We start from the raw sequence: 21,860 nt of genomic DNA on the forward strand, positions 1-21,860 counted from the left end.
CATTTTTCATACAATTTAATCTTAACTGCCCTTGTATTTTTAAAATTACCCATCACTATTAAAAGCATGGCAACACCGTTGTCACTCATTAGGAGTGCTCATGTCTGAAATTATTATGAATCAAGAAACCTTAGAGCCTCAGGTTCCAAGTGTACTACCCCTTTTGGCGCTGCGTGATGTGGTGGTTTATCCGCATATGCAAATTGCGCTGTTTGTCGGTCGTGAAAAATCGATCAATGCAGTTGATGTGGCTCGTAACAGTGACAATCTAGTATTTGTAGTTGCGCAAAAAGATTCGCTTACAGAAGAAATTGATCACGACAATTTATATCAATACGGTACTGTCGCGAAGATTGTGCAAGTTGTGAATCACGAAAATGATGAAAACTGTATTAAAGTCCTGATTGAAGGCCTGCATCGTGCCAAACTGAAAACCATCATTGACGAAACTGAGTATCTGACAGCAGAGCATGAACTCAGCCCAATGACGGTGAGCGTCGATGCAGACACCCAAGCTGTGCGCTTGCAGGAATTACGTGCGCTTTTCGCTCAATATGCAGAAGCGAAACTTCGTAATGCGCGTGAACTGATCACCGCAGCCAACAAAATTGAAGATCTATTACAGTTATTGTTCTTCGTCGCAACCCGTGTTCCATTGAATATTGATGTCAAACAGAAATTCCTGGAACATGACGAATTCGAAGCGCATTTGACTGAGTTGATGACTTATCTATTGCAACAGTCTGAAGAACAACAGATTGAGCAAACCCTGCATGACTCTGTTAAACGTCAGATGGAAAAGAACCAGCGCGAATACTTCCTGAATGAAAAAATGAAAGTCATTCAGCGCGAGCTTTCTGATATGAACGGCGGCGCGGAAGATGATGTCGCTGAAATTGAAAAACGTCTTGCTGAAGCAGATTTGCCTGAGCATGTACGCAAGAAAGCTGAAAACGAGTTCCGCAAGCTGAAAGCGATGCAGCCTGCTTCGAGTGAAGCTGCTGTGGTACGCAACTATCTGGAAGTGATTCTAGATACACCGTGGAATAAAGCCAGCAAAGTCAGCATTAACCTGAACAAAGCACAGGAAATTCTGGATGCAGACCATTATGGTCTGGACGATGTCAAAGATCGCATTGTGGAATATCTGGCAGTTCAGTCACGTGTGAAAAAATTACGTGGTCCGATTCTATGCTTGGTTGGTCCTCCAGGTGTTGGTAAAACTTCACTCGGTGAATCGATTGCCAAAGCAACTGGTCGTGAGTTCGTGCGTATGGCGCTGGGCGGCGTACGTGATGAAGCGGAAATTCGCGGTCACCGTCGTACCTATATCGGTGCGATGCCAGGTAAAATTGTGCAGTCATTGACTAAAGTGGGCGTAAAAAACCCGTTGTTCCTGCTCGATGAAATCGACAAGATGGCGCAAGACTACCGTGGTGATCCTGCTTCTGCGATGCTTGAAGTACTAGATCCATCACAAAACAGCAAGTTCAGTGATCATTACTTGGATCTGGATCTGGACCTGTCTGAAGTGATGTTTATCTGTACCGCAAACAGTATGAACATTCCTGAGGCGCTGCTGGACCGTATGGAAGTGATTCGTCTTCCGGGTTATACCGAAGAAGAGAAAGTCAATATTGCGGACCGTTACCTTGTTCCTAAAGCCATCAAGAACAATGGTCTACGTGCTAAAGAGTTGACCGTGCATGAAGAAGCAATTCGTGACATCGTGCGTCGTTATACCCGTGAAGCCGGTGTTCGTAACCTTGAACGTGAAGTGTCAAAAATTGCACGTAAAGTGGTGAAAGAGGCTGTTAGCAAGAAATCTAAAAACCTTCAGGTTGAAGTGACCGCAGCGAATCTTCCAGAATACTTAGGTCCACATAAATTTGACTACGGTATGGCGGAAGAAGAAGCGCAAATTGGCCGTGTAAATGGTCTGGCTTGGACTTCTGTCGGCGGTGAATTACTGACCATTGAAGTTGCAGCAGTACCAGGTAAAGGCAAGTTCATTACCACCGGTTCTCTTGGCGATGTCATGAAAGAATCGATTACTGCTGCAATGACTGTAGTGCGTACCCGTGCGGATGAACTCGGCATCGAAGCCTCGCGCTTTGAAGAAACCGACGTGCATGTGCATTTACCTGAAGGCGCAACACCGAAAGATGGTCCATCGGCAGGTTTGGCTTTGACTACAGCACTGGTATCTGCTTTCACGGGTATCCCGATTCGTCCGGATATCGCGATGACAGGTGAAACCAGTCTGGGCGGTCGTGCGCTGCGTATCGGTGGCTTGAAAGAGAAACTTTTGGCAGCCCATCGTGGTGGCATCAAGCTGGTATTCATTCCACAGGAAAACGTACGTGACCTGGCGGAAATTCCAGAAAATGTCAAAGAAGGTCTAGAAATTAAAGCCGTAAAATCGATTGATGAGATTTTACCGCTGGCACTGACCTCTTTGCCAAAAGCCTTGGTTAAAGCACCAATTGTGAAAACCAAAGAAGAAGCGAAAGCAGCGCGTCATTAAGACTTGATGTTTCGTATAAAAAACCCTGCTTCGGCAGGGTTTTTTATTGAGTTATTGAATAAAACAACTGAATTATGGCTGTAGTGCCATCGTAACCAATCCATCAATCACATGAGTCATCTTGTTCAGATCAAGCTTGTCGAGGGTATCCAATTCGGTATTGTAATAAGGATTACGATAACTCGCAGTATCGGTAATCAGCATGGTCGAATAGTTGAATTTGGCATAATTCAGATAGCCCGAGAAATTCATATCCTGAGCAAAACTTGGGCTGACAAAGCGTTGACATTCCAGACGGTTAAAACGCTGCATGGCATCACAATAATCTCCAGTCAGGCCAGTTGAGGCTAAATGCCCAATGGCTGCAATGAAATTGCCATGTCGTGGATAAATCCATTTTAATCCCACCGGATAGCTCTGCACCTGATGTTCATCAAAATAACCAATCGAATCCAGAATCACCACGCCCTCAATTTTCTGCTTCTGCTTTTTTAAAGACTTGGCATGCATATAACTGCCCATATGTTCTGTCTTGAAAAAAGGCGGCTCTTCAAGCGTATAGAAAGCAAATTCGACATCATGTTTGAGCTTGGATTTTTGCAGGGCCAGTAATCTTGCAGTTTCCAGTAAACCCGCTACCCCTGAGGCATTATTATCAGCACCGTTTCGGGCACTAAAGACATCATAATGTGCCCCCATCACCATCTTGGTTTTGGCTTGAGTATCCAAGCTACAGATGACATTTCGGTAACTCAGGTTATTGACCACATAAACCTGAAACTGGCATGGAATACCAAAGCGCTGCATCTGTCCTTTGATCCAGGCAGATACCCGATTCAGCTCTTTTAGATTTTTATAATTTCGGTATTCATCGACACTCATGATCTGGCTAAAAAATAATTCCAGATGAGAGACCTGAGCATTTTTGCTCGAATTGGCTGCACAGAGACTAGGCCCCATGAGGCCTATCAGTAACAGCAGCACAGTACAACATCCTTTTATCATGACACTGTTCCGCATTTATTATTATTCCATTCCTTTATCAAGCGGATACTTGAACTAAGGACATTAAAGCAACACTAAATCTCTCATTTCAATTTCAATTTGTTTCCCTGCTCAACTTCATGTTGTTTGATCGTTATAATGAGGTATCCAATTATTGATCTGTCTGTATGAAAATCCGTATCCTGACCATTGGTCAAAAAATGCCAGCGTGGGTGCTGACTGGTTTTGAAGATTATTTCAAACGTATTCAGCCTTTTGTACAGACCCAGATTATTGAACTGCCGATGGCCAAGCGCGGGAAAAATGATTCTGAAGCGGATATTCTGAAATACCGTAATATTGAGGGCGACAGTATTTTAAATGCGCTCAAGCAGAATGAAACCCTGATTGCGCTTGAAGTGGGCGGACGTGAATTCAGTACCGAAAAACTGGCTGAAACCATGAAAGGCTGGATGCTGGAAGGCAATGATGTAGCACTTGCGATTGGCGGGCCGGATGGTCACTCAGAAGCCGTGCGTAAAGCTGCTGCATGGCACTGGTCACTTTCCAAGTTAACCCTGCCGCATCCACTGGTACGTGTCATGCTGATCGAGCAGCTTTATCGTGCCATGAGCATCAATAACAACCATCCTTATCATCGGGCAGGCTAATGATTTTGCTGAAGCGTTCTTTATATGCAACGTTTTGTTGAATAATATCTCCTGCTCTTATTTCTATTTTTCTGCATTATTGAGGCATCTTTCCAGATGTGGTTTGAATTATGAACTTACAAACGTTGCCCGGCTTATTTATTTCTCATGGCTCTCCTATGCTGGCGCTAAATCCTGAGCAAGTGGGTCCTGCCTTGCATCGTTTGAGCGAAAATCTGCCACGCCCGGAAGCGATTATTGTGATGTCTGCGCATTGGGAAAGTGATGCGCTGGAAGTGAGTAGCGCAATTCGCCCAGAAACCTGGCATGATTTTCGTGGTTTCCCGCCCGAACTCTATCAATTGCGCTATCCTGCGCCGGGAAATCCTGAACTGGCCGAAAAAGTCTTAGGCTTGCTGGCCAATGCCGGTTTTTCTGCACATGCCAACAGTACCCGTCCGCGTGATCATGGTGTATGGATGCCGCTGCTACATATGTATCCAGATGCCAGCATTCCCGTGGTAGAAATTTCCTTACCCATGTCGATGAGCGCGGATGAGATTTATCAGATTGGTCAAAGCCTGGCACCTTTACGTGAACAGCAAATCCTGCTGATTGGTTCGGGCAGCATTACCCATAATTTACGTGAACTGTCTTGGGATGGAACGGCTGCTGATGTACCCGAATGGGCTTCAGGTTTCCGTAATTTTGTGGTGCATAAACTGACACACAGCGATTATGACGCGGTACTGGACTGGTCCAATATTCCGCATATGGCGCGCAATCATCCAACGCTGGAACATTTTGCTCCGATTTTCTTTGCGATGGGCACAGGTCAGCGCTTTAGTCTGGTACATAGCAGTTTCAGCATGGGTTCACTCGGCATGGATATTTATCGCTTCGATTAATCTTGCTTCAGCGCTAAAATCTTAATCATGGATACATTTTGCAACTCAAAGCTGCGAAATGTATCCATATTTTTTTGCAATCTATCCATTATTATTGTTTGAACTTTATATACTTCATTATAAGTCCATGAAATTAAAATTTATTGTGCTGGCATTATTGCCTTTAACTTTTGCAGCCTGTCAGTCCAGTGATATTCAACGAGCTGGAGATCTTGCAATGGCCACCATACAACAAAAAAATGCAGATCAGATTCTTCCAGCCTATTACTGGGAACTGAATCGTGGACTAGAACGACCAATCGTACTCAGTTTTGATGCTCAAGGCCGTCTGAGCGCGGTGACGGGCTGTAATGGACTTGGGACGACCTGGTCAGTAAAAAACAGTATCATCACCACCAGCGAAGTTGTAGGCACTGAAATGGCCTGCGATGCAGCATTGATGGAGCAGGAACGTTTTGTCAGCCAGCTTTTACAGAAGCGTGACATTCCTTTTACGCTCAATGCCACAGATCCTAACAAGCCGACTTTGACGTTGATGGCCGCAAATGGTCAAGCGTATGAATTTATCGGGAAAATGACTCCGGAAACCAAATACCAAGGTCAGGCTGAAACAATTTTTCTGGAAATTTCCCCCGATACCAAACAATGTACCGGCGTAACCCAACAAAGCTGCTTGCAAGTCAAAGAAGTGAAATATGATCAGAATGGCCTGAAAACTCAGGTGGATAAAGACTGGACTTTATTCTATGACCAGATCGAAGGTTTTCAGCATTCACCAAATGAACGGCAGATTATTCGGGTCAAACGTTTTGAAATTAAGCATCCGGCAGCCGATCAATCGAAATATGCCTATATTTTTGATATGGCGGTTGAGCGTAAAATAGTTAAGGGTGCTCTCTAAAACTAAAAATACCAGATATAAAAAAACCGGGGCAACAGCCCCGGTTTTTTCAGCTTAGACTAAGTCAGACTTAGAATACGCCTTGAGCAAGCATTGCATCAGCAACTTTTACGAAGCCAGCAATGTTCGCACCGTCAACATAGTTCACAGTACCGTCTTCCTTAGTACCGAATTTTACGCAGTTGCGGTGAATTTCTTTCATGATTGCGTGTAAGCGCTCGTCAACTTCTTCGAAAGTCCAGCCTAAACGCAATGCGTTTTGAGACATTTCAAGACCAGAAGTTGCCACACCACCTGCATTTGATGCTTTACCTGGCGCATAAAGAATTTTCGCTTCAACGAACTTCTCAACCGCTTCAAGTGTAGAAGGCATGTTCGCGCCTTCAGCCACACAGATTACACCGTTTGCAAGAAGCTGAGCAGCGTCGTCTGCATCCAGTTCGTTTTGAGTCGCACATGGCAATGCGATATCACACTTGATACCCCAAGGACGTTGTCCTTCAAGATATTCGAAACCGTGTTTAGATGCGAATTCTGAGATACGGCCACGTTTTACATTTTTAAGTTCCATGACTTCAGCAAGAAGTGCATCAGTGAAACCGTCTTTAACGTGAACTGTACCCGCAGAGTCAGAAAGTGAAACCACTTTCGCACCGAGGTACATTGCTTTTTCAGCAGCATATTGCGCAACGTTACCAGAACCTGAAATCGCAACGACTTTATCTTTGAAGCTTTCGCCACGAGACTTGAGCATTTCCTCAGCGAAATACACAGTACCGTAACCCGTTGCTTCCGGACGTGCCAATGAACCACCGAAAGTTAAACCTTTACCAGTGAATACACATGCCGTGTCGTTACTTAATTTTTTCATCATGCCGGCCATGTAGCCCACTTCACGACCGCCTACACCAATATCACCTGCAGGGATATCTGTGTTCGCACCAAGGTGACGATACAGCTCGATCATTAAAGCCTGGCAGAAACGCATGATTTCGCCTTCTGATTTGCCTTTAGGGTCAAAATCAGAACCGCCTTTACCGCCACCCATAGGAAGTGTGGTTAAAGCATTTTTAAATGTTTGCTCAAAGCCTAAGAATTTTAGGATTGAAAGATTCACTGAAGGGTGGAAACGCATACCACCTTTAAATGGACCGATCGCTGAGTTGTACTGTACGCGGAACGCACGGTTTACTTGAGTCTGACCTTGGTCATCTACCCAAGAAACTCGGAACTGGATCGCACGTTCTGGCTCAACTAGACGCTCTAGTAAACCATGTGCTGCGTATTGTGGGTTCTTTTCAATGAACGGCCACAAACTGGTCATCACTTCTTCTACAGCTTGAAGAAATTCTGGTTGATGTGCATCACGTGATTTTACGTAATCTAGGAACTCATTAAGTGTGTTGTATTTCAACGCTTAATCCTCAGCAGAAAATGGATCAAAATTGGTCAAATTTACAATCAATGTTAAATTTTGGCGCAAAATATTAAATATCTTTTGTAACTAATCTACAATACTTTTTTTGAAAATACTTTAAAATTAATTTGATAACAAATATTTATATTGATTATGAAATTTTTTTCTATGTCAGGAAATGCCAATCGAATCAAGGCTTAGATTCAGATTTATGCCTAATAATAAGGCACAAGTTGACCCTTAATTGCGCACGACTTAGGAGTTTAAAAATATGTTAAAATTGATATATCGACATATTTTGTTTCACTTACTCTCTCATGCTTGCCATGAGTAACGCTGGTTATACATGAATTCGCCCATTTCTCTGGTCCAATCAATTGATGCTTTACTCCCTCAAACCCAATGTGGACTCTGCGGTCATCGTGACGGATGTTTACCTTATGCCCAGTCGATTGCTGAGGGGGAAAATGCCAATAAATGTGTGCCGGGCGGACAGCCTGTTGCCGATGCTTTGGCTGCATTATTAAATCGCCCTAAACTTATGGCTGAAGAAAGTGTCTGGCCAGTTCAAGCCGATGGTCGACCTCAGCGCATCAAAGCCGTAATTCGTGAAGATGAATGTATTGGCTGTACCAAATGTATTAGCGCCTGCCCGGTCGATGCGATTATTGGTTCCGGTAAACTGATGCACACCATTCTGACCGATCTATGTACGGGCTGTGAGTTATGTATTCCCCCCTGTCCGGTAGACTGCATCGATTTGGTTGAAGATCAACAACCCTTGCCGACTGAAGCACAGCGTCTTGCGGAACAGGATGATCTGCGTCAGCGTTACTATGCGCACATCCAGCGTGAAGAAAAACGGCGTACCGATCGTAAGGGACCTGTGGTCCGTGCAGAAATTGATACTGCCCTGTTTGCCCGTTTCTCTGCTTTAAATGAGCAACTTCCTGTGATTGAAGTCGCGAGCAAGCCAGAGAATGCACCTATAGCTTTCGATTCCAAGACCACGATTGAACTGGCAAAACTACGTACCCAAATTAAAAAACTGGAAAAACAGCTTTCGGTTCGTGAAGATGCCCGAAAACGCACCCAACTGGAAGAACTGACACAGCAATTACAGGCTTTACAGGGATAGAACATGACCACAGCAAAGGCCAAGCCCGTTAAAAACATGACCAAAAAGCAGATTCAGACCTTTTTTGAACGCCTGCGTGAACAGCGGCCTAACCCAAAAACTGAGCTGAATTATTCCAATCCCTTTGAATTACTGGTCGCGGTCACGCTCTCTGCTCAAGCTACCGATGTCAGCGTCAACAAAGCCACAGACAAACTCTTTCCAGTCGCCAATACACCGGAAGCCATTTATGCGCTAGGTGTGGACGGCTTGAAGGAATATATCAAGACCATTGGTTTATATAACTCGAAAGCGGTCAACGTGATTAAAGCCTGCGAGATGCTGATTCAGAAGCACAACAGCATCGTACCGGACAATCGTGCAGACTTAGAAGCCCTGCCGGGTGTAGGTCGTAAAACGGCGAATGTGGTACTGAATACGGCCTTTGGTCAGCCGACCATGGCGGTTGATACCCATATTTTCCGGGTAGGTAACCGTACCGGACTAGCGGTTGGCAAAAATGTGTTGGAAGTTGAACACCGTCTGGTCAAAGTCATTCCCAAGGAATTTATCATTGATTCACATCACTGGCTGATTTTACACGGTCGTTATACGTGTATTGCGCGCAAACCGAAATGTCATGAATGTGTAGTATCCGATGTGTGTAACTGGCCGGATCGGTTTGAATTTGGTGCAGCCCGCCAAATTGCAGTGAAAAATATTGAGCTTGCTGAATAGAACGGCGTGATCAAGCTGGGATAAAAATAGGTGACCAATGTGTCACCTTTTTATCGACTATGAGAAGAGTGCTTTTCGTTCAAACCAAATTCTTAGCTGAGCTGAACTATTATGGATTATTTATCCTGATCTTGTTCAGCCTTTTCCTGCTGCTTGCGCTGTTCAAGTTCGGCTTGTAATTTTGGATGGAGCTGGCGCTCAGGTCGCTTTGCTGCATTTTCAGCACGTTCTTCCTGACGTACTTTGTTGAGCATTTTAAAACTGAAATAGAACAGACCTACCAATACTGCCAGAAAGACTACCATCAACACCAATACGCCAAATTTCATAGCAACAAGTACCCCGTTCAAATACGCAATAAAAAAGAGCCCTAATATGACTTAGGGCTCTCCGATTGTCAAAATCATCGTCAGCCGATTATTTTGCCTGATCCAGAATCGCGAAAAGATCAGTTTGAACTTCATCGATTGGACGTAAACCATTTAGCTTGTCATAAGTTGGTGCATTTTCACCAGACGCTGCACGGCCTTGGTAGAAACCAACCAGTTGCTCGGTTTCAGTATGGTAAGAACCTAGACGCTTACGAATGGTTGCTTCCTGGTCATCAGGACGTTGAACCAGATCTTCACCCGTTTCGTCATCTTTACCTTCCACTTTTGGCGGGTTGTAAACGATGTGATAGACACGGCCAGATGCAGGATGCTGACGACGGCCAGAAAGACGTTGTACGATTTCTTCATCTGGTACATCAATTTCAATCACGTGATCAATTGCAATGCCTTCTTTTTCCAAGGCTTCTGCTTGAGGAATGGTACGCGGGAAACCATCAAAAATGCAGCCGTTTACACAGTCAGGTTGCGCAATGCGCTCTTTCACCAGACCAATGATCAACTCATCAGAAACCAAACCGCCATTGTCCATGACACTTTTAGCTTGTAGACCTAATTCAGTTCCTTCACGAATTGCAGCACGGAGCATATCACCGGTTGAAATTTGTGGGATATTGTAGCGCTTACAGATCAACTGAGCTTGTGTACCTTTACCTGCTCCAGGTGGTCCGAGTAAGATAATGCGCATATATAAACATCCTCATTTAAACAATATGTATGACGCCACGACCACAATCACCCGATTGTGTCCCCCGACATCTCATTATAAGAAAGCCACAAACAAATGGATTAAACCCGCGACAAAACCGGTTACCCCACCCAATAAAATCAGAATCCATTCATCTTCCTGAAATGCAGGACGTAAAAGATTCTGAAACTCCTTCGGAGTCAACTCACGTATGCGGTCTCTAAACATTTGATAGATTTTCTGTGCACGGCTCGCATTAAATGCTGGGTCGCATACAGGTACCATCGTAATTTCAATCGAGCGATCGATCAAGTCCGTCTTGAGTTTTGCATACTCTTTTGGTCCTAAAGACAGCTGTAAAGAGGTCCGAACCAGGGGTGTTTCCATAATTTCATTAATATGACGTTTGATAATGCGGCGGGTTTTGTCTTTTCTGCCGCCATACATCATCTCGGTCATGATCGATTTTAACGTAATCAGGTCTTCTGTGACTACACTTGCGAAGACGTCAGAGACTTCATCCTGACGTTTCATAAATGCGCCTTGTATGTTATAGGTGCCGATACGAGGAATCACCGGCTTAATCCACGGAAACTTGCGATTTGTGGTACGGGCAAAGAATTGCGGGTACTTTACTGGGTGTGGATAGAGTGGGTTGAATACCATCCAGATCGCGATCCAGTTGGTCAAAAAGCCCCAGATCGCAGCCCAGAACGGTACAGTCCAGTGCCACGGCACTACAAACCAGACAATCATCTGGAAAATCCCAAAGAACATCCCGATGAGGGCACTGATATGCCAGATAAAATTGATCTCTTTTTGACCCACCTTCAGGAACATACGCACCATCAAGCGACGGTCGCCTTCCATCTGGCTCACTACCATTTCACGCATATCTACAAGTGACTCGACGTTCATGGTCAGCTCAGTCACTAATTCACGCAAAATTGCCGGCATTTGTTTTTGTGCTTGTGCATAAATTCTGCGCTTAATAGCAAAAGGTAGGTTTTCCCAGAGCACCGCATTGCGATCCATCATCACTTCATCAATCAGGTGTTCCAGTTCGAAACCGACCTGCTCGCCAATGATGCGTGCCATATCATCCGGATCCATCGCCTGTAAAAATTCGCGGATAGAGCCTAATTTTGACAGTGTGTTATCGGTAATAATGCCTGAAATACGTCCAGCTTTGCGTGGCACAATCCCTTGCCAGCCCACAGGTAAAGGCCCGAGATGGAAACCCCAAAAATTGATCGGATAAAAGACCATTTTCAGCGCCATCCAGACGTGAGCCCAAGTTACAAATGCAGTCACTGGAATAATGCTGAGCACGGCCCAAAAATCCGGGCGGTTTACAAAGGTTTGCCACAACTCGTTGACGTACTCAAGCATGCATAACTTCCATATTTAATTTTTTGTTCACAGAATACACATATTAATAAGGTCGAATATTTTGTCTATAAACCGATACTTAAAGTATAGGAAAATTGTAGCCGGGGTTCTGTTTCAGCCACAGCACGACCATTTCGGTCTTCGAGTTTCTCTCCGGCACCGATCCCGATACTAAAACTGCTGATCCGTTCTGAACTAAGCAAAACATAGGCCAAATCAACGCCAGCACCTAAACAGCCTTCATACTCGCCATCAACCTGTTTGCTGTCGATATGCCCGGCATAAACCCCGACATAATAACCATTTTTGTCTTTGCCGGTGAGATGTGCAGGATAACGAAAGCCTGCCTGACCGCCAATCGTACGATCATCATCCAGAAAAACACCACCTTTCACATAAGCAATCCCATAAGGGTTCACCCATTCGGTATTTAAATGCAGTAATTTCTGGGTAAAACCAACACCCACATTAAAGGCTTTTGCCTGAGCAGGCTCTATTTTGGTTGCAGTATTATTAATCTGATCATGTGCATAAGCCCCGTTCGCCCACAATGCAAACGCTAACAAAGGGTAAACCTTGTTCATTCCTTCACCATCTTCCTTAATTATAGTTTTTGGTATAGTCCTATTTTTATTAGATTTTACTCTAGCAGAATTATCACAACTCTTATATACAGCACTTTACAATTTTAATGTCTGCAAAGTCAAAGCTTAAAGGAACTGATTGTAAGGGCAGTTTTTCATTATCAAATCAAGTGCAGTTGCGTTAGAATACTCCACTTTGATTCTTTTCTACCACTCTCAGGTCTTAAGTCGATCGCGTATGAAGCAGCACTTTCCTTTAAAAAATGCACAACAAGAAAAGCGCATCTATCGCAGTCGAGTCTTGATTTCCATGGGGATTGTCATTTTCTTTATGCTGCTGCTGGTCAGCCGCTATGCCTATTTGCAACTGTTCAACTTTGAAAGCTTTACTACAGCTTCTGATGAAAACCGGATTCGTCTGCAACCCCTCCCCCCAGCGCGCGGTTATATTTATGACCGAAACGGCGTTCTGCTGGCCGATAACTATCCGGTATTTACTGCCACTTTAAGTCGTGCCGACGTACAGGATATCGATCAAACGCTCGAACGCCTCAAACCGATTCTGGAACTGACCGAAGAAGACCTGGAACGCTTTCAAACCCGGATTAAAACAGCACGTAAAACCGAACGGGTTTCAATCAAGCTCAACCTGAATGAAAATGATATTGCCCGTTTCAGTGAAGTGAAATATCAATTTCCGGGCGTGAATATTGAAACCCAGATGACCCGCTACTATCCGCATGGTGACCTGTTTGCACATGTGATTGGTTATGTCGGTCGGATTAATGACAAAGAACTGAAATCAATTGATAAGGATCTCTATGCTGGAACCAACCTGATCGGAAAAATCGGTGTGGAAAAATCCTATGAAGAACTTTTACATGGTGTGCCGGGAAATGAATCGGTAGAAGCAGATGCCTTTGGTAATGTGCTGCGTCATTTGGGCCGTAAAGATCCGGTACGTGGTAATGATCTGTTCCTGTCACTGGATTACGGCTTGCAGGTAGTCGCTTCGGAGCAACTGGCCGGGCGTCGTGGCGCGATTGTGGCGATGAATCCCAAAACCGGGGAAATTCTGGCGCTGGTCTCCAGTCCAAGTTTTAACCCGAATCTGTTTGTGACTGGGATTAGCACCAAAGATTATTCCTACTTACGTGATAACCTTGATCAGCCGCTATATAACCGGGCGGTTCAAGGAACTTATCCTCCAGGTTCGACCATTAAACCGATGTTTGGCCTGGGTGGCCTTCATTATGGTCTGGTCGATTGGGATACAGCAATTTCCGATCCCGGCTATTTCACACTTCCGGGCGATTCGCATAAATTCCGCGACTGGAAAAAGTCAGGACACGGCGTAGTCAACTTGCATAAATCGCAAGTAGTCTCCTGTGATACTTATTTCTATGTCATGTCCTACCGCATGGGTATTGAAAAAATGAATGCCTGGATGCGTCAGTTTGGCTTTGGGGAAAAAACCGGGGTGGACTTACCAAGTGAAAGCTCAGGACTGTATCCAAACCCGGAATGGAAAATGCGTACCCGCAAGGCCAAATGGTCACGTGGTGAAACCATTTCTGTCAGTATTGGTCAGGGTGCTTTTACTTCAACGCCATTGCAGCTGGCTATGGCCACAGCCATTACCGCCAACCATGGCAATAAAGTCATTCCCCATGTTCTGCGCGAAAGTCGCGGTGCCAAACCGTTCAAGGTGCATAATGGCACGCATGGCAAGATCGATTTTAATGGTCAGGAAGAAGACTGGATCAAGATGCGTGATGCGATGGTGGACGTGATTCAATCCGGTACAGGCCGAGGCATCAAAAGCGGCTTACAATATTCTATTGCCGGAAAAACCGGTACGGCACAGGTGAAAAGTATTGCTCAAGGCAAGCGCTATAATGAATCCTTATTGACTGACCGTCAGCTGGATCATGGTCTGTTTGTCGGTTTTGCACCTGCTGAAAATCCTGAAATCGCGATTGCGGTTATTCTGGAAAATGGTCGCGGTGGTAGTGCCGCAACGGCTCTGGCCCGTCCAATTTTTGATTACTGGTTACTGCATAAAGATAAAAATCCGGTACGCCCACAAGGCCACCAATTAAGTGGTGGTCTGATGACGGCCGGAATCAAGCCAGCTGAATTGCCAAGTGGTGCAGGCATGTTGAGTCAGGATGCAGCATCTAGTGCCGTTCCAGCCAGTGACCAGCCCGACAATGCTGCTCCGACTTCTGCAAATACGGCTGCATCTCCCGCAGCAACACCTGCTCCGACACCGGTAGAGCGAGATTAAAGATGAAAAACCAGCTTCGAATTATTGGTGGTGACTGGAAACGCCGCCAACTGCCTTTTGCCAGCATTGAGGGTTTGCGCCCGACGCCTGACCGTGTTCGGGAAACACTGTTTAATTGGCTGATGTGGGATGTACAAAATGCCCAGGTGTTGGATATTTGTGCCGGTTCTGGGGCATTGGCGTTTGAGGCATTATCGCGTGGTGCTGCATCAGTGGTGATGATTGAGCCGGATCGTACTCAGGCACAATTTCTGACCCAAAATCTGGAACTTTTAAAAGTCACCAAAGCACGTGCACAATTAAAAGTGGCTACGGCGCAGCAAGCTTTGTCTACCCTTCAGGCACAGTTTGATCTGGTTTTTCTAGATCCGCCATATAGCCTGGATTTATGGGAAGAACTAGCGCTAAAGGCAGATCCTCTGATCAAGGACAATGCCTATATTTATGTAGAAGCAGATCGTGATTTACAATTACTTAAATTACCGTCCTCATGGCGTTTAATTAAAAATACCAAAGCCGGTACAGTTCGTGCGGGGCTTTATCAAAAAAGTATTTCTTGATTTAAATTGTTTTGAAGAGCCATTAAAAAAGGATTCCTCAGTGGAATCCTTTTTGTCATTGTAGTCAGTCAAATTTAAAGACTGTGATTAACGATCACGGCGCCAGTCGCGGTTATCTCGGTCACGTTTCCAATCCCGATGATCTTTATGGTCCTTATTTTTCCAGTCATGATTTCTGTGGTCTCGATCATAATGTCCATTACGATCTCTGTTGCCACGATAATCATCATCCCAAGGATCAACCACACAACCGGTTAATGACACAGCCAATACAGAAAGTAATATCACTTTTTTCATCATGTCCATCACCTCTTACTGCACTCTGTCAGTATCAGGCGAGTTCATGGAGAGTGAACGGAGCCATTGTTGCACTCTTGTAGAGATTTATGCATGTTTTATGCATGGCCGTAAACCTCTTTTTTCTTAATTAGCATTCATGCTTTTATGAGAATTTGAACTTTCATTTGCATAAATCCAGCTAAATGGAAGCTTGGCTTTTGTTTAAATCTTGAGAATACTGCTGCCTTTGCTTATGACCTGATCTTTATGACTTGGCTGTTATTTATTCTTGGTGCAATGGTCGCAGGTTTTGTCCAGGGGCTGACCGGCTTTGCCTTTGCCCTGATCGCCATGTCTTTCTGGGTCTGGGTGCTGCCTCCGCAACTGGCCGCACCCTTGCTGGTATTTGCCTCGATCTGGAGTCATGTGATTTCACTCAATCAGGAACAAAAGCAGTCGGTTTTATCTAGACAGTTGGTGCTGCCTTATCTGATTGCTGGTCTGATTGGCGTGCCGCTGGGTACTTATCTGTTGCAGATCATTCAAGCAGATACCTTTAAGATGATCTTGGGATTTTTTCTGGTACTGTGGTGTCCGGTGATGCTATTCAATCCGCAATTCAAAACAATTCAGCATTCAGGAAAATTGACTGATAGCTGCATCGGTTTTATTGGCGGAATTTTAGGAGGACTGGGCGGTTTTTGCGGTGCCATTCCTTCGGCCTGGGTGATGTTAAAACAATTACCCAAAACCCAGCAGCGCTATATTTTACGGCACTTTAATTTTGCAATTCAGCTTTTCACGCTGGGTACTTATGTATGGCAAGGCCTGATCAATCAAAGCCATTTACCCTATATGGCCTTGCTGATTGTTTTTGTGAGTATTCCGGCAATTTTAGGCGCAAAACTATTTTATAAAATTTCGGAATTACTGTTCAAACGCATGATCTTAAGTTTACTCTTTAGTGCAGGCTGTTTTCTATTAGCGTCCCAATTCATTTAAACACAAGATCAAGCCGAGTCTGTCTTCCCCGCTAAAGCTTGAATCCGTTGAAATAACTGCTATGTTAAGGCCAATCTTTGTAAATATAGATCATCATTATGCAGATTCGTGATCAGATTGTTCTTGTTACTGGTGGTGCACGTGGTTTGGGTTTAGCCATTACTCAGGCTTTACTGGCTGAGGGCGCGCGCGTGGTCGTCAATTATCATAGCAGTCAGCAGCAAGCTGAACAGCTGGCCCAGCAGTATCCTGAACAGGTATTTATTTATCAGGCAGATGTGACCCAAGCTGATCAGGTACGTGCTTTATTTGCCGCGGCTAAAACCCATTTCGGGGAAGCGATTCATGCTGTAGTCAATAACGCACTGATTCAATTTGAATTTAATGGCGATGCACGCCCTAAAGTAGACACGCTGACTTGGGACATGTTGCAACGGCAATTTAGCGGTGCTGTACAGGCTGCCTTAAATACCACGCAGGCCGCTCTGGATGATATGAAACAGGCAGGCTTCGGCCGGATCGTAAATATTGGTACAAACCTAGTGCAAAATCCGGTGGTTCCTTATCATGACTATACCGCCGCCAAAGCAGCATTATTGGCCTTTACCCGCACCACGGCGCAGGATTTGGGGCAATATGGCATTAATGTGAATATGCTCTCTGGAGGTCTGTTACAAACGACCGATGCCAGCAAGGCCACACCTGACTTTGTTTTTGACCTGATTGCTCAATCGACACCTTTACGCCGCGTGATTACACCCGAAGAATTCGCTGCTGTAATCCTGATGTTTTTGTCACCTTATTCACGTGCCATCACAGGACAAAACCTGATTGTAGATGGTGGCTTGGTTAAAGGTTAGATGTTTAGAGAATGAACCTGGATTTTCAAATTCTGTTGTTCTATTTTTTAACCATTTGGTAGATTAAAAAGGTTTTGTGACTGGGTTTTACTTCTACAATAGTGCGCTCCCATAAAACCTTTAGTCTACTTTCCATGAAATTTATCACGACATTGCTCAGTACCTTGCTACTGGCAGGTTGTATGTCCAGCGATTTGAAAAAGTCCGAACAATTACTGCAAAATTTCCATTGTGCCAAGGTAGATACCGCCCAAATGCCACATAACAGTATGACCGACTATTATCAGCAGATGTTGTATAGCAGCAAATCAAAGGTCGAATCTTATATCAAGCAATATCATCAGGGTGAAGAGCTGTTTGACCTGCCACTGCATGAAGTAGTAGAACAGCAATATGATCTTTATAAAGATGCCTGCCAAAATCTGGGTGGAATTTTACCCGCTTCTGAAAATGCATCTTAAGTCTGTCAATCTTCATAATGATTAGGCAATAAAAAAGCAGGAGAATTTTCCTGCTTTTTTTCAACTCAATTTTAATTCTGATAATAGCGCTGATCTACACTAAAGCATTCAGGGAATTTTGGTTGAATCTCTGCATAAAATGCCATGATTTCTGCCATATCTTTTTCATAATCCCCTGTCGGATAAACGATTTTACCTACGCCAGTTTTCTTCTTGGCATAGTCCATATAGGCCAATGCAATCGGCACACCGGCACTAATCGCTACATGATAAAAACCTGTCTTCCACTGTTCCTGTTTGGCACGAGTTGCTTCTGGCGTGACCAGCATGACCAGTTTAGGATGAGTCTTGAATAAGTCTGTCATCAGCTGAACCATGCTCGGACGAGGCTCACCCGGCTGTTTAGGACGGCGATCGATCCCGATACCGCCCATAGCACGCACAAAAGGTCCAAATGGCAATTTCATATAACTGTCTTTAATGGTTAAGCGAACATTCACACCTAATGCTTTTAAGGCCAGTCGCGCATACAGTGCATCCCAATTACTGGTATGAGGAGCAGCAATCATGACACATTGGTCTAAATCTAGGGGCCAATGGTTATCAATTTCCCAACCCATCAGCCTCAGGCTTTGTTCTGCTAACTTCTCAAACACGTCACGCACCAATTCTATTCAAAATTGCGCGAATTTTAGCAACCTCGGCAAATATAGATAGTGCTCTATGATCAATAAATAAACAGTTAATCTATATTTGTATAATTAGAATTTTTAAATGAATAGTTGATTATTTTTGCCACCTTTCAACTTATCTCATACATCAATTTACGGATAGTTAAGATTGCTTCCCAATACAAATAGGAATTTCTTTCTAATTTAAAGGATTCATGCATTAAAAAGCTCTTAACCTCCTCATTTTGGGATATGGCAAATATAAGGGTCTTTTTATACTGAATCCACATTATAAATTTCAGGAAGATTCTAATGAAAAAGACTTTACTTTGTATTGCTTTAGCAGGGTTACTTAGTGCCTGTGGTGGTTCGGATGATAACTCAAGTACACCTCCAACAAGTAATATTGGAACCCAGACCGGGGTACTAACGGATGCTGTGATTGCTGGGGTACGCTATGTCACAAGTAGTGGTGCTACAGGTTTTACCAATGACGATGGTGAATTTAACTTCAATGAAGGAGAAACGGTTAAATTCTATATTGGTGATGTTCAACTCGGGGATGAAATTGAAGCAAAAGAACGTGTTACCCCTTTGGATTTAGCTGAGACTGAAAATGCTCGCCTTAACTTACTGGTATTTTTACAATCCTTAGATGGAGATGATAACGATGACAAACTTCAAATTAGTACGGCCACTACAGATGCCTTAAAAAATCAGAGTATCAATTTTGACCAACCTTATAATGACTTTAAAAATGAAGCTATTGTCAAAACAGTAATTCCTGAAGAAAAGTTAGTGAATGAAGAGGATGCTAAAGCACACTTCCAAGCGACCTTCTACAAAGATATTGCCGGCACTTGGGAGATTAACCGTACCGATAACACTGCTGTGTTGATTCACATTCTGGAAGATGGACGCTATGCACTAGGTGAAGCAGAAGCCAAAGAGGAGAGTGGTCAAGCAGGCATTGAAATGGGCCGCTTAAAATGGAATGCAACAACAACCGTGATTGAACCGGAAATCCTACATGACACCAATGGTGAATGGGGACTTTCACATCCTGCCGAGAATAAACCTTATTCTTTAAACTTTAATGGAACTCAATTAATTCTTACTGAACCAGGCGTTAGTACTGAATACCGTTTAAATCGAGTTAAGCAGTCTAATAGTCTCGTCGGCACGTGGCGACTTAATGAAACACATCTATTTGCTTTCTTTGATAACAACTATTATTTCTTCCTAGACACTGAAGGTGGAGATGACTGTGGTTGGCCAGGGATTGAATATGGCAAATATACATTGTCAGCAAATACTCTCACCACAACCGAGGTATTATTCGATACCAACGAGTGTGGTGGATTACAAGATAGTTCAAATGGCAGTAAGACAATTGCAAGCATCAATATATCTAACAACAATCTTATCTTACATCCGCAAGGTGAAGATCCTGTAACTTTACAACGTGTTAAATAACCCATATAAACCGGCTTGAATATGAAATTCAGGCCGGTTTAATCAATATGTTCAAATTGAATGGTACAGCCCATCAATAAATGCATCAGTTCGATTTGCGAACAACATTGGGTTTTTTCATAAATATTTTTAAAATATGTCCGTACCGAACTCAACGTAATGCCACACTGTTCTGCAATATCTTCTATTTTATAACCATTAATTAACAACTCGCATAAATCAAACTCTCGTTTGGAAAGCTGGTAACACTGTTGTAGGTAAGCTCTTGACAGGGAGTAATGCTGATTTTTATCTGTCATAAATAAGGCAATCTGATGCTGAGCAGACTGTAAATGCTGCATATTTCTTAATTTTTTAAATGGCACCACCGTCAGCATAAATTGCGAGCCTGCCCCATCACTCAACGCCAAGACTCCACCCACCTCAGTCTGAATGGTCGTATCTTCCAGCAAAGCACTTTCTAATAGCTGATCAAAACGTATCTGCTGAGCATAATTGGTTTTTAGACGGTTATGTATATCCAGATCCAGACATGAACTTTGATCAAGCATCTTTTGCGCAACAGGATTGGAATAACTTAAACACAGGTTTTGATCGAGCAGTACAATTCCGGTTTTTAAACTATCCAATACGGTATACAAGCTTAAATTATCTTGCTGAATCAAGTTGATTTGCCGGTGAATTTGCAAAGCCCGGCGTAAATGAATACTGATACGTCTTAGAAAATCCAGCTCAACTTGTTCAAAAGGCTGCACCTCAGGAGCACGATGAATACCCAGTACCGCCCAACGATAATTTCCCCGATCCAGCAATACCCCTGCCAGATAAGATACACCGCCAGGCTTTAAACACTTCTCATAGAAAACATAGTGATCCGTACCCGGCTGTTCTGCATAGTGCTGACAGTTATGACTCAATGCATCGCCCATCTCGATCGCATTCCATAATGGCATATGCAATTTCATATCAATCACTCTGATACGCTCATCTTGATAAGCAGCCAGACTTTCACTCGGGATATTGTGCGTGTAAACAAAATCATAGCCTGGATTAAGCTGATCCAGACCGGTAAAAATTGCACTCTTACTTTTAGTATAGCTCACGATATCTTTGATCACGTCCAGCCACAAAGATGGCAATACAGCAGCATCATAAATTTTTGCAATCAGATTATTTTCTTGTTCTAATTTCATTATCCCCTCCGCATTATCATTATTTTCTAATCATAGCGTTCAGAATTGGTTAACGAAACAGCATAAAGTGACTTTAAATTTGGCTAAAAATTCTTAAATCCTGCTCACTTATCAATAACTTTGGCCTGATTCACCTAATGAATCAAACTTTAACAAGATTGCCCTATTTATCTGTACTGACTACTTTTAATGTAATTCATAACAAATAATTTAATAGGGTCAAAACAATGAAAAAATTAACGCTTACTGCTGCGATAGCAGTCGTTATTGCAGGAGCTTTAACCGCCTGTTCAAAGCCCAATGATAATGAGCCGATGAATAATAATGCTCAATCCAGCCCAGCCATGATGGAGCAAAATAAAGCGGATACCAGTGTGACCCGTGCGGATAGCGCAGAAACCTCACTAGATTGGGCAGGTGAATACGAGGGTGTTTTTCCTTGTGCTGACTGTGAAGGAATTAAGGTCGAGCTAGATCTCAATCCGGATAAAACCTATGAGCTAAATGAAGAATATTTAGGTAAAGGCGGAAATAATGAGACCGAAACTAAAGGCAGTTTCAGTTTTGACCCTCAAGATCCTTCAATCATCACATTAGATAATAAAGCTGAAAATCGTAAATTCTTTGTCGGTGAAAATTTTGTTGAAGCACGCGAGATGAAATCAGGTAAAAAAATCGACAGTAATTTAAATTATAAATTAGTTAAAAAGTCCGCATCATAATTTTGTAAACGCATAAAAAAATCCCCGCTATTGCGGGGATTTTTTATGAAA

Annotated in this window: 22 protein-coding genes; 13 read left to right on the forward strand and 9 right to left on the reverse strand. The window is 43.5% G+C overall.

All coding sequences use genetic code 11. From position 1 onward, the window contains the following. The first annotated feature begins 100 nt into the window (after positions 1-100). Complete coding sequence (lon, locus tag Q9R24_RS02120) at positions 101-2,527, forward strand: endopeptidase La (protein WP_071850611.1); 2,427 nt, start codon at positions 101-103, stop codon at positions 2,525-2,527. A gap of 72 nt (positions 2,528-2,599) precedes the next feature. On the opposite strand, the gene Q9R24_RS02125 is transcribed toward lon, so the two are convergent. Continuing rightward, positions 2,600-3,532: a M28 family peptidase gene (locus Q9R24_RS02125; RefSeq protein WP_086043997.1), complete on the reverse strand. Its 933-nt coding sequence runs from the start codon at positions 3,530-3,532 to the stop codon at positions 2,600-2,602. A gap of 167 nt (positions 3,533-3,699) precedes the next feature. Between Q9R24_RS02125 and rlmH the strand changes: the two genes are divergently transcribed. The 3 genes from rlmH (at position 3,700) to Q9R24_RS02140 (ending at position 5,970) form a co-directional block, all read left to right on the forward strand. Next, on the forward strand, positions 3,700-4,182 hold the full coding sequence (gene rlmH, locus Q9R24_RS02130) for a 23S rRNA (pseudouridine(1915)-N(3))-methyltransferase RlmH (RefSeq protein ID WP_004646335.1): 483 nt from the start codon (positions 3,700-3,702) through the stop codon (positions 4,180-4,182). A gap of 110 nt (positions 4,183-4,292) precedes the next feature. Beyond that, entirely contained in the window at positions 4,293-5,069 is a 777-nt protein-coding gene (locus Q9R24_RS02135) for a class III extradiol ring-cleavage dioxygenase (protein WP_005262303.1), read from the forward strand. A gap of 127 nt (positions 5,070-5,196) precedes the next feature. Then, the gene (locus Q9R24_RS02140) at positions 5,197-5,970 is read left to right on the forward strand and encodes an META and DUF4377 domain-containing protein (RefSeq protein WP_034439259.1); all 774 of its coding nucleotides are present in this window, start codon (positions 5,197-5,199) and stop codon (positions 5,968-5,970) included. 70 nt (positions 5,971-6,040) lie between these two features. On the opposite strand, the gene gdhA is transcribed toward Q9R24_RS02140, so the two are convergent. Continuing rightward, positions 6,041-7,384 (reverse strand): NADP-specific glutamate dehydrogenase, encoded by a 1,344-nt coding sequence (gdhA, locus tag Q9R24_RS02145; protein ID WP_005246929.1) that lies wholly within the window; start codon positions 7,382-7,384, stop codon positions 6,041-6,043. 349 nt (positions 7,385-7,733) lie between these two features. On the opposite strand from gdhA, the gene Q9R24_RS02150 reads away from it, so the two are divergent. Continuing rightward, entirely contained in the window at positions 7,734-8,525 is a 792-nt protein-coding gene (locus tag Q9R24_RS02150) for an RnfABCDGE type electron transport complex subunit B (RefSeq protein WP_311203619.1), read from the forward strand. A 3-nt stretch (positions 8,526-8,528) separates the two neighbouring features. Next, the gene (nth, locus tag Q9R24_RS02155) at positions 8,529-9,242 is read left to right on the forward strand and encodes an endonuclease III (protein ID WP_005246932.1); all 714 of its coding nucleotides are present in this window, start codon (positions 8,529-8,531) and stop codon (positions 9,240-9,242) included. Positions 9,243-9,358: 116 nt separating this feature from the next. On the opposite strand, the gene Q9R24_RS02160 is transcribed toward nth, so the two are convergent. From Q9R24_RS02160 to Q9R24_RS02175, 4 genes are all read right to left on the reverse strand, one after another. Beyond that, the gene (locus Q9R24_RS02160; RefSeq protein WP_004279489.1) at positions 9,359-9,571 is read right to left on the reverse strand and encodes a hypothetical protein; all 213 of its coding nucleotides are present in this window, start codon (positions 9,569-9,571) and stop codon (positions 9,359-9,361) included. An 88-nt stretch (positions 9,572-9,659) separates the two neighbouring features. Then, complete coding sequence (adk, locus tag Q9R24_RS02165; protein WP_004279488.1) at positions 9,660-10,319, reverse strand: adenylate kinase; 660 nt, start codon at positions 10,317-10,319, stop codon at positions 9,660-9,662. Positions 10,320-10,394: 75 nt separating this feature from the next. Then, on the reverse strand, positions 10,395-11,711 hold the full coding sequence (locus tag Q9R24_RS02170; RefSeq protein WP_004279487.1) for a membrane protein: 1,317 nt from the start codon (positions 11,709-11,711) through the stop codon (positions 10,395-10,397). A 65-nt stretch (positions 11,712-11,776) separates the two neighbouring features. Beyond that, complete coding sequence (locus Q9R24_RS02175; RefSeq protein WP_311203620.1) at positions 11,777-12,295, reverse strand: hypothetical protein; 519 nt, start codon at positions 12,293-12,295, stop codon at positions 11,777-11,779. Positions 12,296-12,533: 238 nt separating this feature from the next. Here Q9R24_RS02175 and mrdA point away from each other — a divergent pair, with 238 nt between their 5' ends. Beyond that, positions 12,534-14,585 (forward strand): penicillin-binding protein 2, encoded by a 2,052-nt coding sequence (mrdA, locus tag Q9R24_RS02180; RefSeq protein ID WP_311203621.1) that lies wholly within the window; start codon positions 12,534-12,536, stop codon positions 14,583-14,585. Between the two features lie 2 nt (positions 14,586-14,587). Next, positions 14,588-15,145, forward strand: coding sequence for a 16S rRNA (guanine(966)-N(2))-methyltransferase RsmD (rsmD, locus tag Q9R24_RS02185; protein WP_004279484.1), 558 nt, complete (start codon positions 14,588-14,590; stop codon positions 15,143-15,145). An 87-nt stretch (positions 15,146-15,232) separates the two neighbouring features. Here the strand turns inward: rsmD and Q9R24_RS02190 are convergent, their stop codons facing one another. Then, positions 15,233-15,445 (reverse strand): hypothetical protein, encoded by a 213-nt coding sequence (locus Q9R24_RS02190; RefSeq protein WP_004646324.1) that lies wholly within the window; start codon positions 15,443-15,445, stop codon positions 15,233-15,235. Positions 15,446-15,691: 246 nt separating this feature from the next. On the opposite strand from Q9R24_RS02190, the gene Q9R24_RS02195 reads away from it, so the two are divergent. The 3 genes from Q9R24_RS02195 (at position 15,692) to Q9R24_RS02205 (ending at position 17,747) form a co-directional block, all read left to right on the forward strand. Then, positions 15,692-16,426 carry a sulfite exporter TauE/SafE family protein gene (locus tag Q9R24_RS02195; protein WP_311203622.1) on the forward strand — a complete coding sequence of 245 codons (735 nt, stop codon included), beginning with the start codon at positions 15,692-15,694 and terminating at the stop codon, positions 16,424-16,426. A 98-nt stretch (positions 16,427-16,524) separates the two neighbouring features. Next, on the forward strand, positions 16,525-17,286 hold the full coding sequence (locus Q9R24_RS02200; protein ID WP_311203623.1) for a 3-oxoacyl-ACP reductase: 762 nt from the start codon (positions 16,525-16,527) through the stop codon (positions 17,284-17,286). 134 nt (positions 17,287-17,420) lie between these two features. Next, positions 17,421-17,747: a hypothetical protein gene (locus Q9R24_RS02205; RefSeq protein WP_311203624.1), complete on the forward strand. Its 327-nt coding sequence runs from the start codon at positions 17,421-17,423 to the stop codon at positions 17,745-17,747. Positions 17,748-17,818: 71 nt separating this feature from the next. Here Q9R24_RS02205 and Q9R24_RS02210 read toward each other — a convergent pair whose 3' ends face one another. Then, positions 17,819-18,367 (reverse strand): 1-acyl-sn-glycerol-3-phosphate acyltransferase, encoded by a 549-nt coding sequence (locus tag Q9R24_RS02210; protein ID WP_195726075.1) that lies wholly within the window; start codon positions 18,365-18,367, stop codon positions 17,819-17,821. A 363-nt stretch (positions 18,368-18,730) separates the two neighbouring features. On the opposite strand from Q9R24_RS02210, the gene Q9R24_RS02215 reads away from it, so the two are divergent. Then, the gene (locus Q9R24_RS02215) at positions 18,731-19,894 is read left to right on the forward strand and encodes a hypothetical protein (protein WP_311203625.1); all 1,164 of its coding nucleotides are present in this window, start codon (positions 18,731-18,733) and stop codon (positions 19,892-19,894) included. Positions 19,895-19,932: 38 nt separating this feature from the next. Here the strand turns inward: Q9R24_RS02215 and Q9R24_RS02220 are convergent, their stop codons facing one another. Then, positions 19,933-21,087, reverse strand: coding sequence for a LuxR C-terminal-related transcriptional regulator (locus tag Q9R24_RS02220; protein ID WP_005246939.1), 1,155 nt, complete (start codon positions 21,085-21,087; stop codon positions 19,933-19,935). 227 nt (positions 21,088-21,314) lie between these two features. Here Q9R24_RS02220 and Q9R24_RS02225 point away from each other — a divergent pair, with 227 nt between their 5' ends. Then, positions 21,315-21,809 (forward strand): copper resistance protein NlpE, encoded by a 495-nt coding sequence (locus Q9R24_RS02225; RefSeq protein WP_005246940.1) that lies wholly within the window; start codon positions 21,315-21,317, stop codon positions 21,807-21,809. Positions 21,810-21,860: the final 51 nt, after the last annotated feature.

The sequence above is a fragment of the Acinetobacter sp. RRD8 genome (assembly GCF_031844225.1).
In the GTDB taxonomy this organism is placed as follows: Bacteria; Pseudomonadota; Gammaproteobacteria; order Pseudomonadales; family Moraxellaceae; genus Acinetobacter.

Bases quoted from the DNA above. Each gene is read 5' to 3' on its own strand.
- lon (WP_071850611.1), top strand. From the start codon at position 101: ATGTCTGAAATTATTATGAATCAAGAAACCTTAGAGCCTCAGGTTCCA.
- Q9R24_RS02125 (WP_086043997.1), bottom strand. From the start codon at position 3,532: ATGATAAAAGGATGTTGTACTGTGCTGCTGTTACTGATAGGCCTCATG.
- rlmH (WP_004646335.1), top strand. From the start codon at position 3,700: ATGAAAATCCGTATCCTGACCATTGGTCAAAAAATGCCAGCGTGGGTG.
- Q9R24_RS02135 (WP_005262303.1), top strand. From the start codon at position 4,293: ATGAACTTACAAACGTTGCCCGGCTTATTTATTTCTCATGGCTCTCCT.
- Q9R24_RS02140 (WP_034439259.1), top strand. From the start codon at position 5,197: ATGAAATTAAAATTTATTGTGCTGGCATTATTGCCTTTAACTTTTGCA.
- Q9R24_RS02150 (WP_311203619.1), top strand. From the start codon at position 7,734: ATGAATTCGCCCATTTCTCTGGTCCAATCAATTGATGCTTTACTCCCT.
- nth (WP_005246932.1), top strand. From the start codon at position 8,529: ATGACCACAGCAAAGGCCAAGCCCGTTAAAAACATGACCAAAAAGCAG.
- Q9R24_RS02160 (WP_004279489.1), bottom strand. From the start codon at position 9,571: ATGAAATTTGGCGTATTGGTGTTGATGGTAGTCTTTCTGGCAGTATTG.
- adk (WP_004279488.1), bottom strand. From the start codon at position 10,319: ATGCGCATTATCTTACTCGGACCACCTGGAGCAGGTAAAGGTACACAA.
- Q9R24_RS02170 (WP_004279487.1), bottom strand. From the start codon at position 11,711: ATGCTTGAGTACGTCAACGAGTTGTGGCAAACCTTTGTAAACCGCCCG.
- Q9R24_RS02175 (WP_311203620.1), bottom strand. From the start codon at position 12,295: ATGAACAAGGTTTACCCTTTGTTAGCGTTTGCATTGTGGGCGAACGGG.
- mrdA (WP_311203621.1), top strand. From the start codon at position 12,534: ATGAAGCAGCACTTTCCTTTAAAAAATGCACAACAAGAAAAGCGCATC.
- rsmD (WP_004279484.1), top strand. From the start codon at position 14,588: ATGAAAAACCAGCTTCGAATTATTGGTGGTGACTGGAAACGCCGCCAA.
- Q9R24_RS02190 (WP_004646324.1), bottom strand. From the start codon at position 15,445: ATGATGAAAAAAGTGATATTACTTTCTGTATTGGCTGTGTCATTAACC.
- Q9R24_RS02195 (WP_311203622.1), top strand. From the start codon at position 15,692: ATGACTTGGCTGTTATTTATTCTTGGTGCAATGGTCGCAGGTTTTGTC.
- Q9R24_RS02200 (WP_311203623.1), top strand. From the start codon at position 16,525: ATGCAGATTCGTGATCAGATTGTTCTTGTTACTGGTGGTGCACGTGGT.
- Q9R24_RS02205 (WP_311203624.1), top strand. From the start codon at position 17,421: ATGAAATTTATCACGACATTGCTCAGTACCTTGCTACTGGCAGGTTGT.
- Q9R24_RS02210 (WP_195726075.1), bottom strand. From the start codon at position 18,367: ATGGGTTGGGAAATTGATAACCATTGGCCCCTAGATTTAGACCAATGT.
- Q9R24_RS02215 (WP_311203625.1), top strand. From the start codon at position 18,731: ATGAAAAAGACTTTACTTTGTATTGCTTTAGCAGGGTTACTTAGTGCC.
- Q9R24_RS02220 (WP_005246939.1), bottom strand. From the start codon at position 21,087: ATGAAATTAGAACAAGAAAATAATCTGATTGCAAAAATTTATGATGCT.
- Q9R24_RS02225 (WP_005246940.1), top strand. From the start codon at position 21,315: ATGAAAAAATTAACGCTTACTGCTGCGATAGCAGTCGTTATTGCAGGA.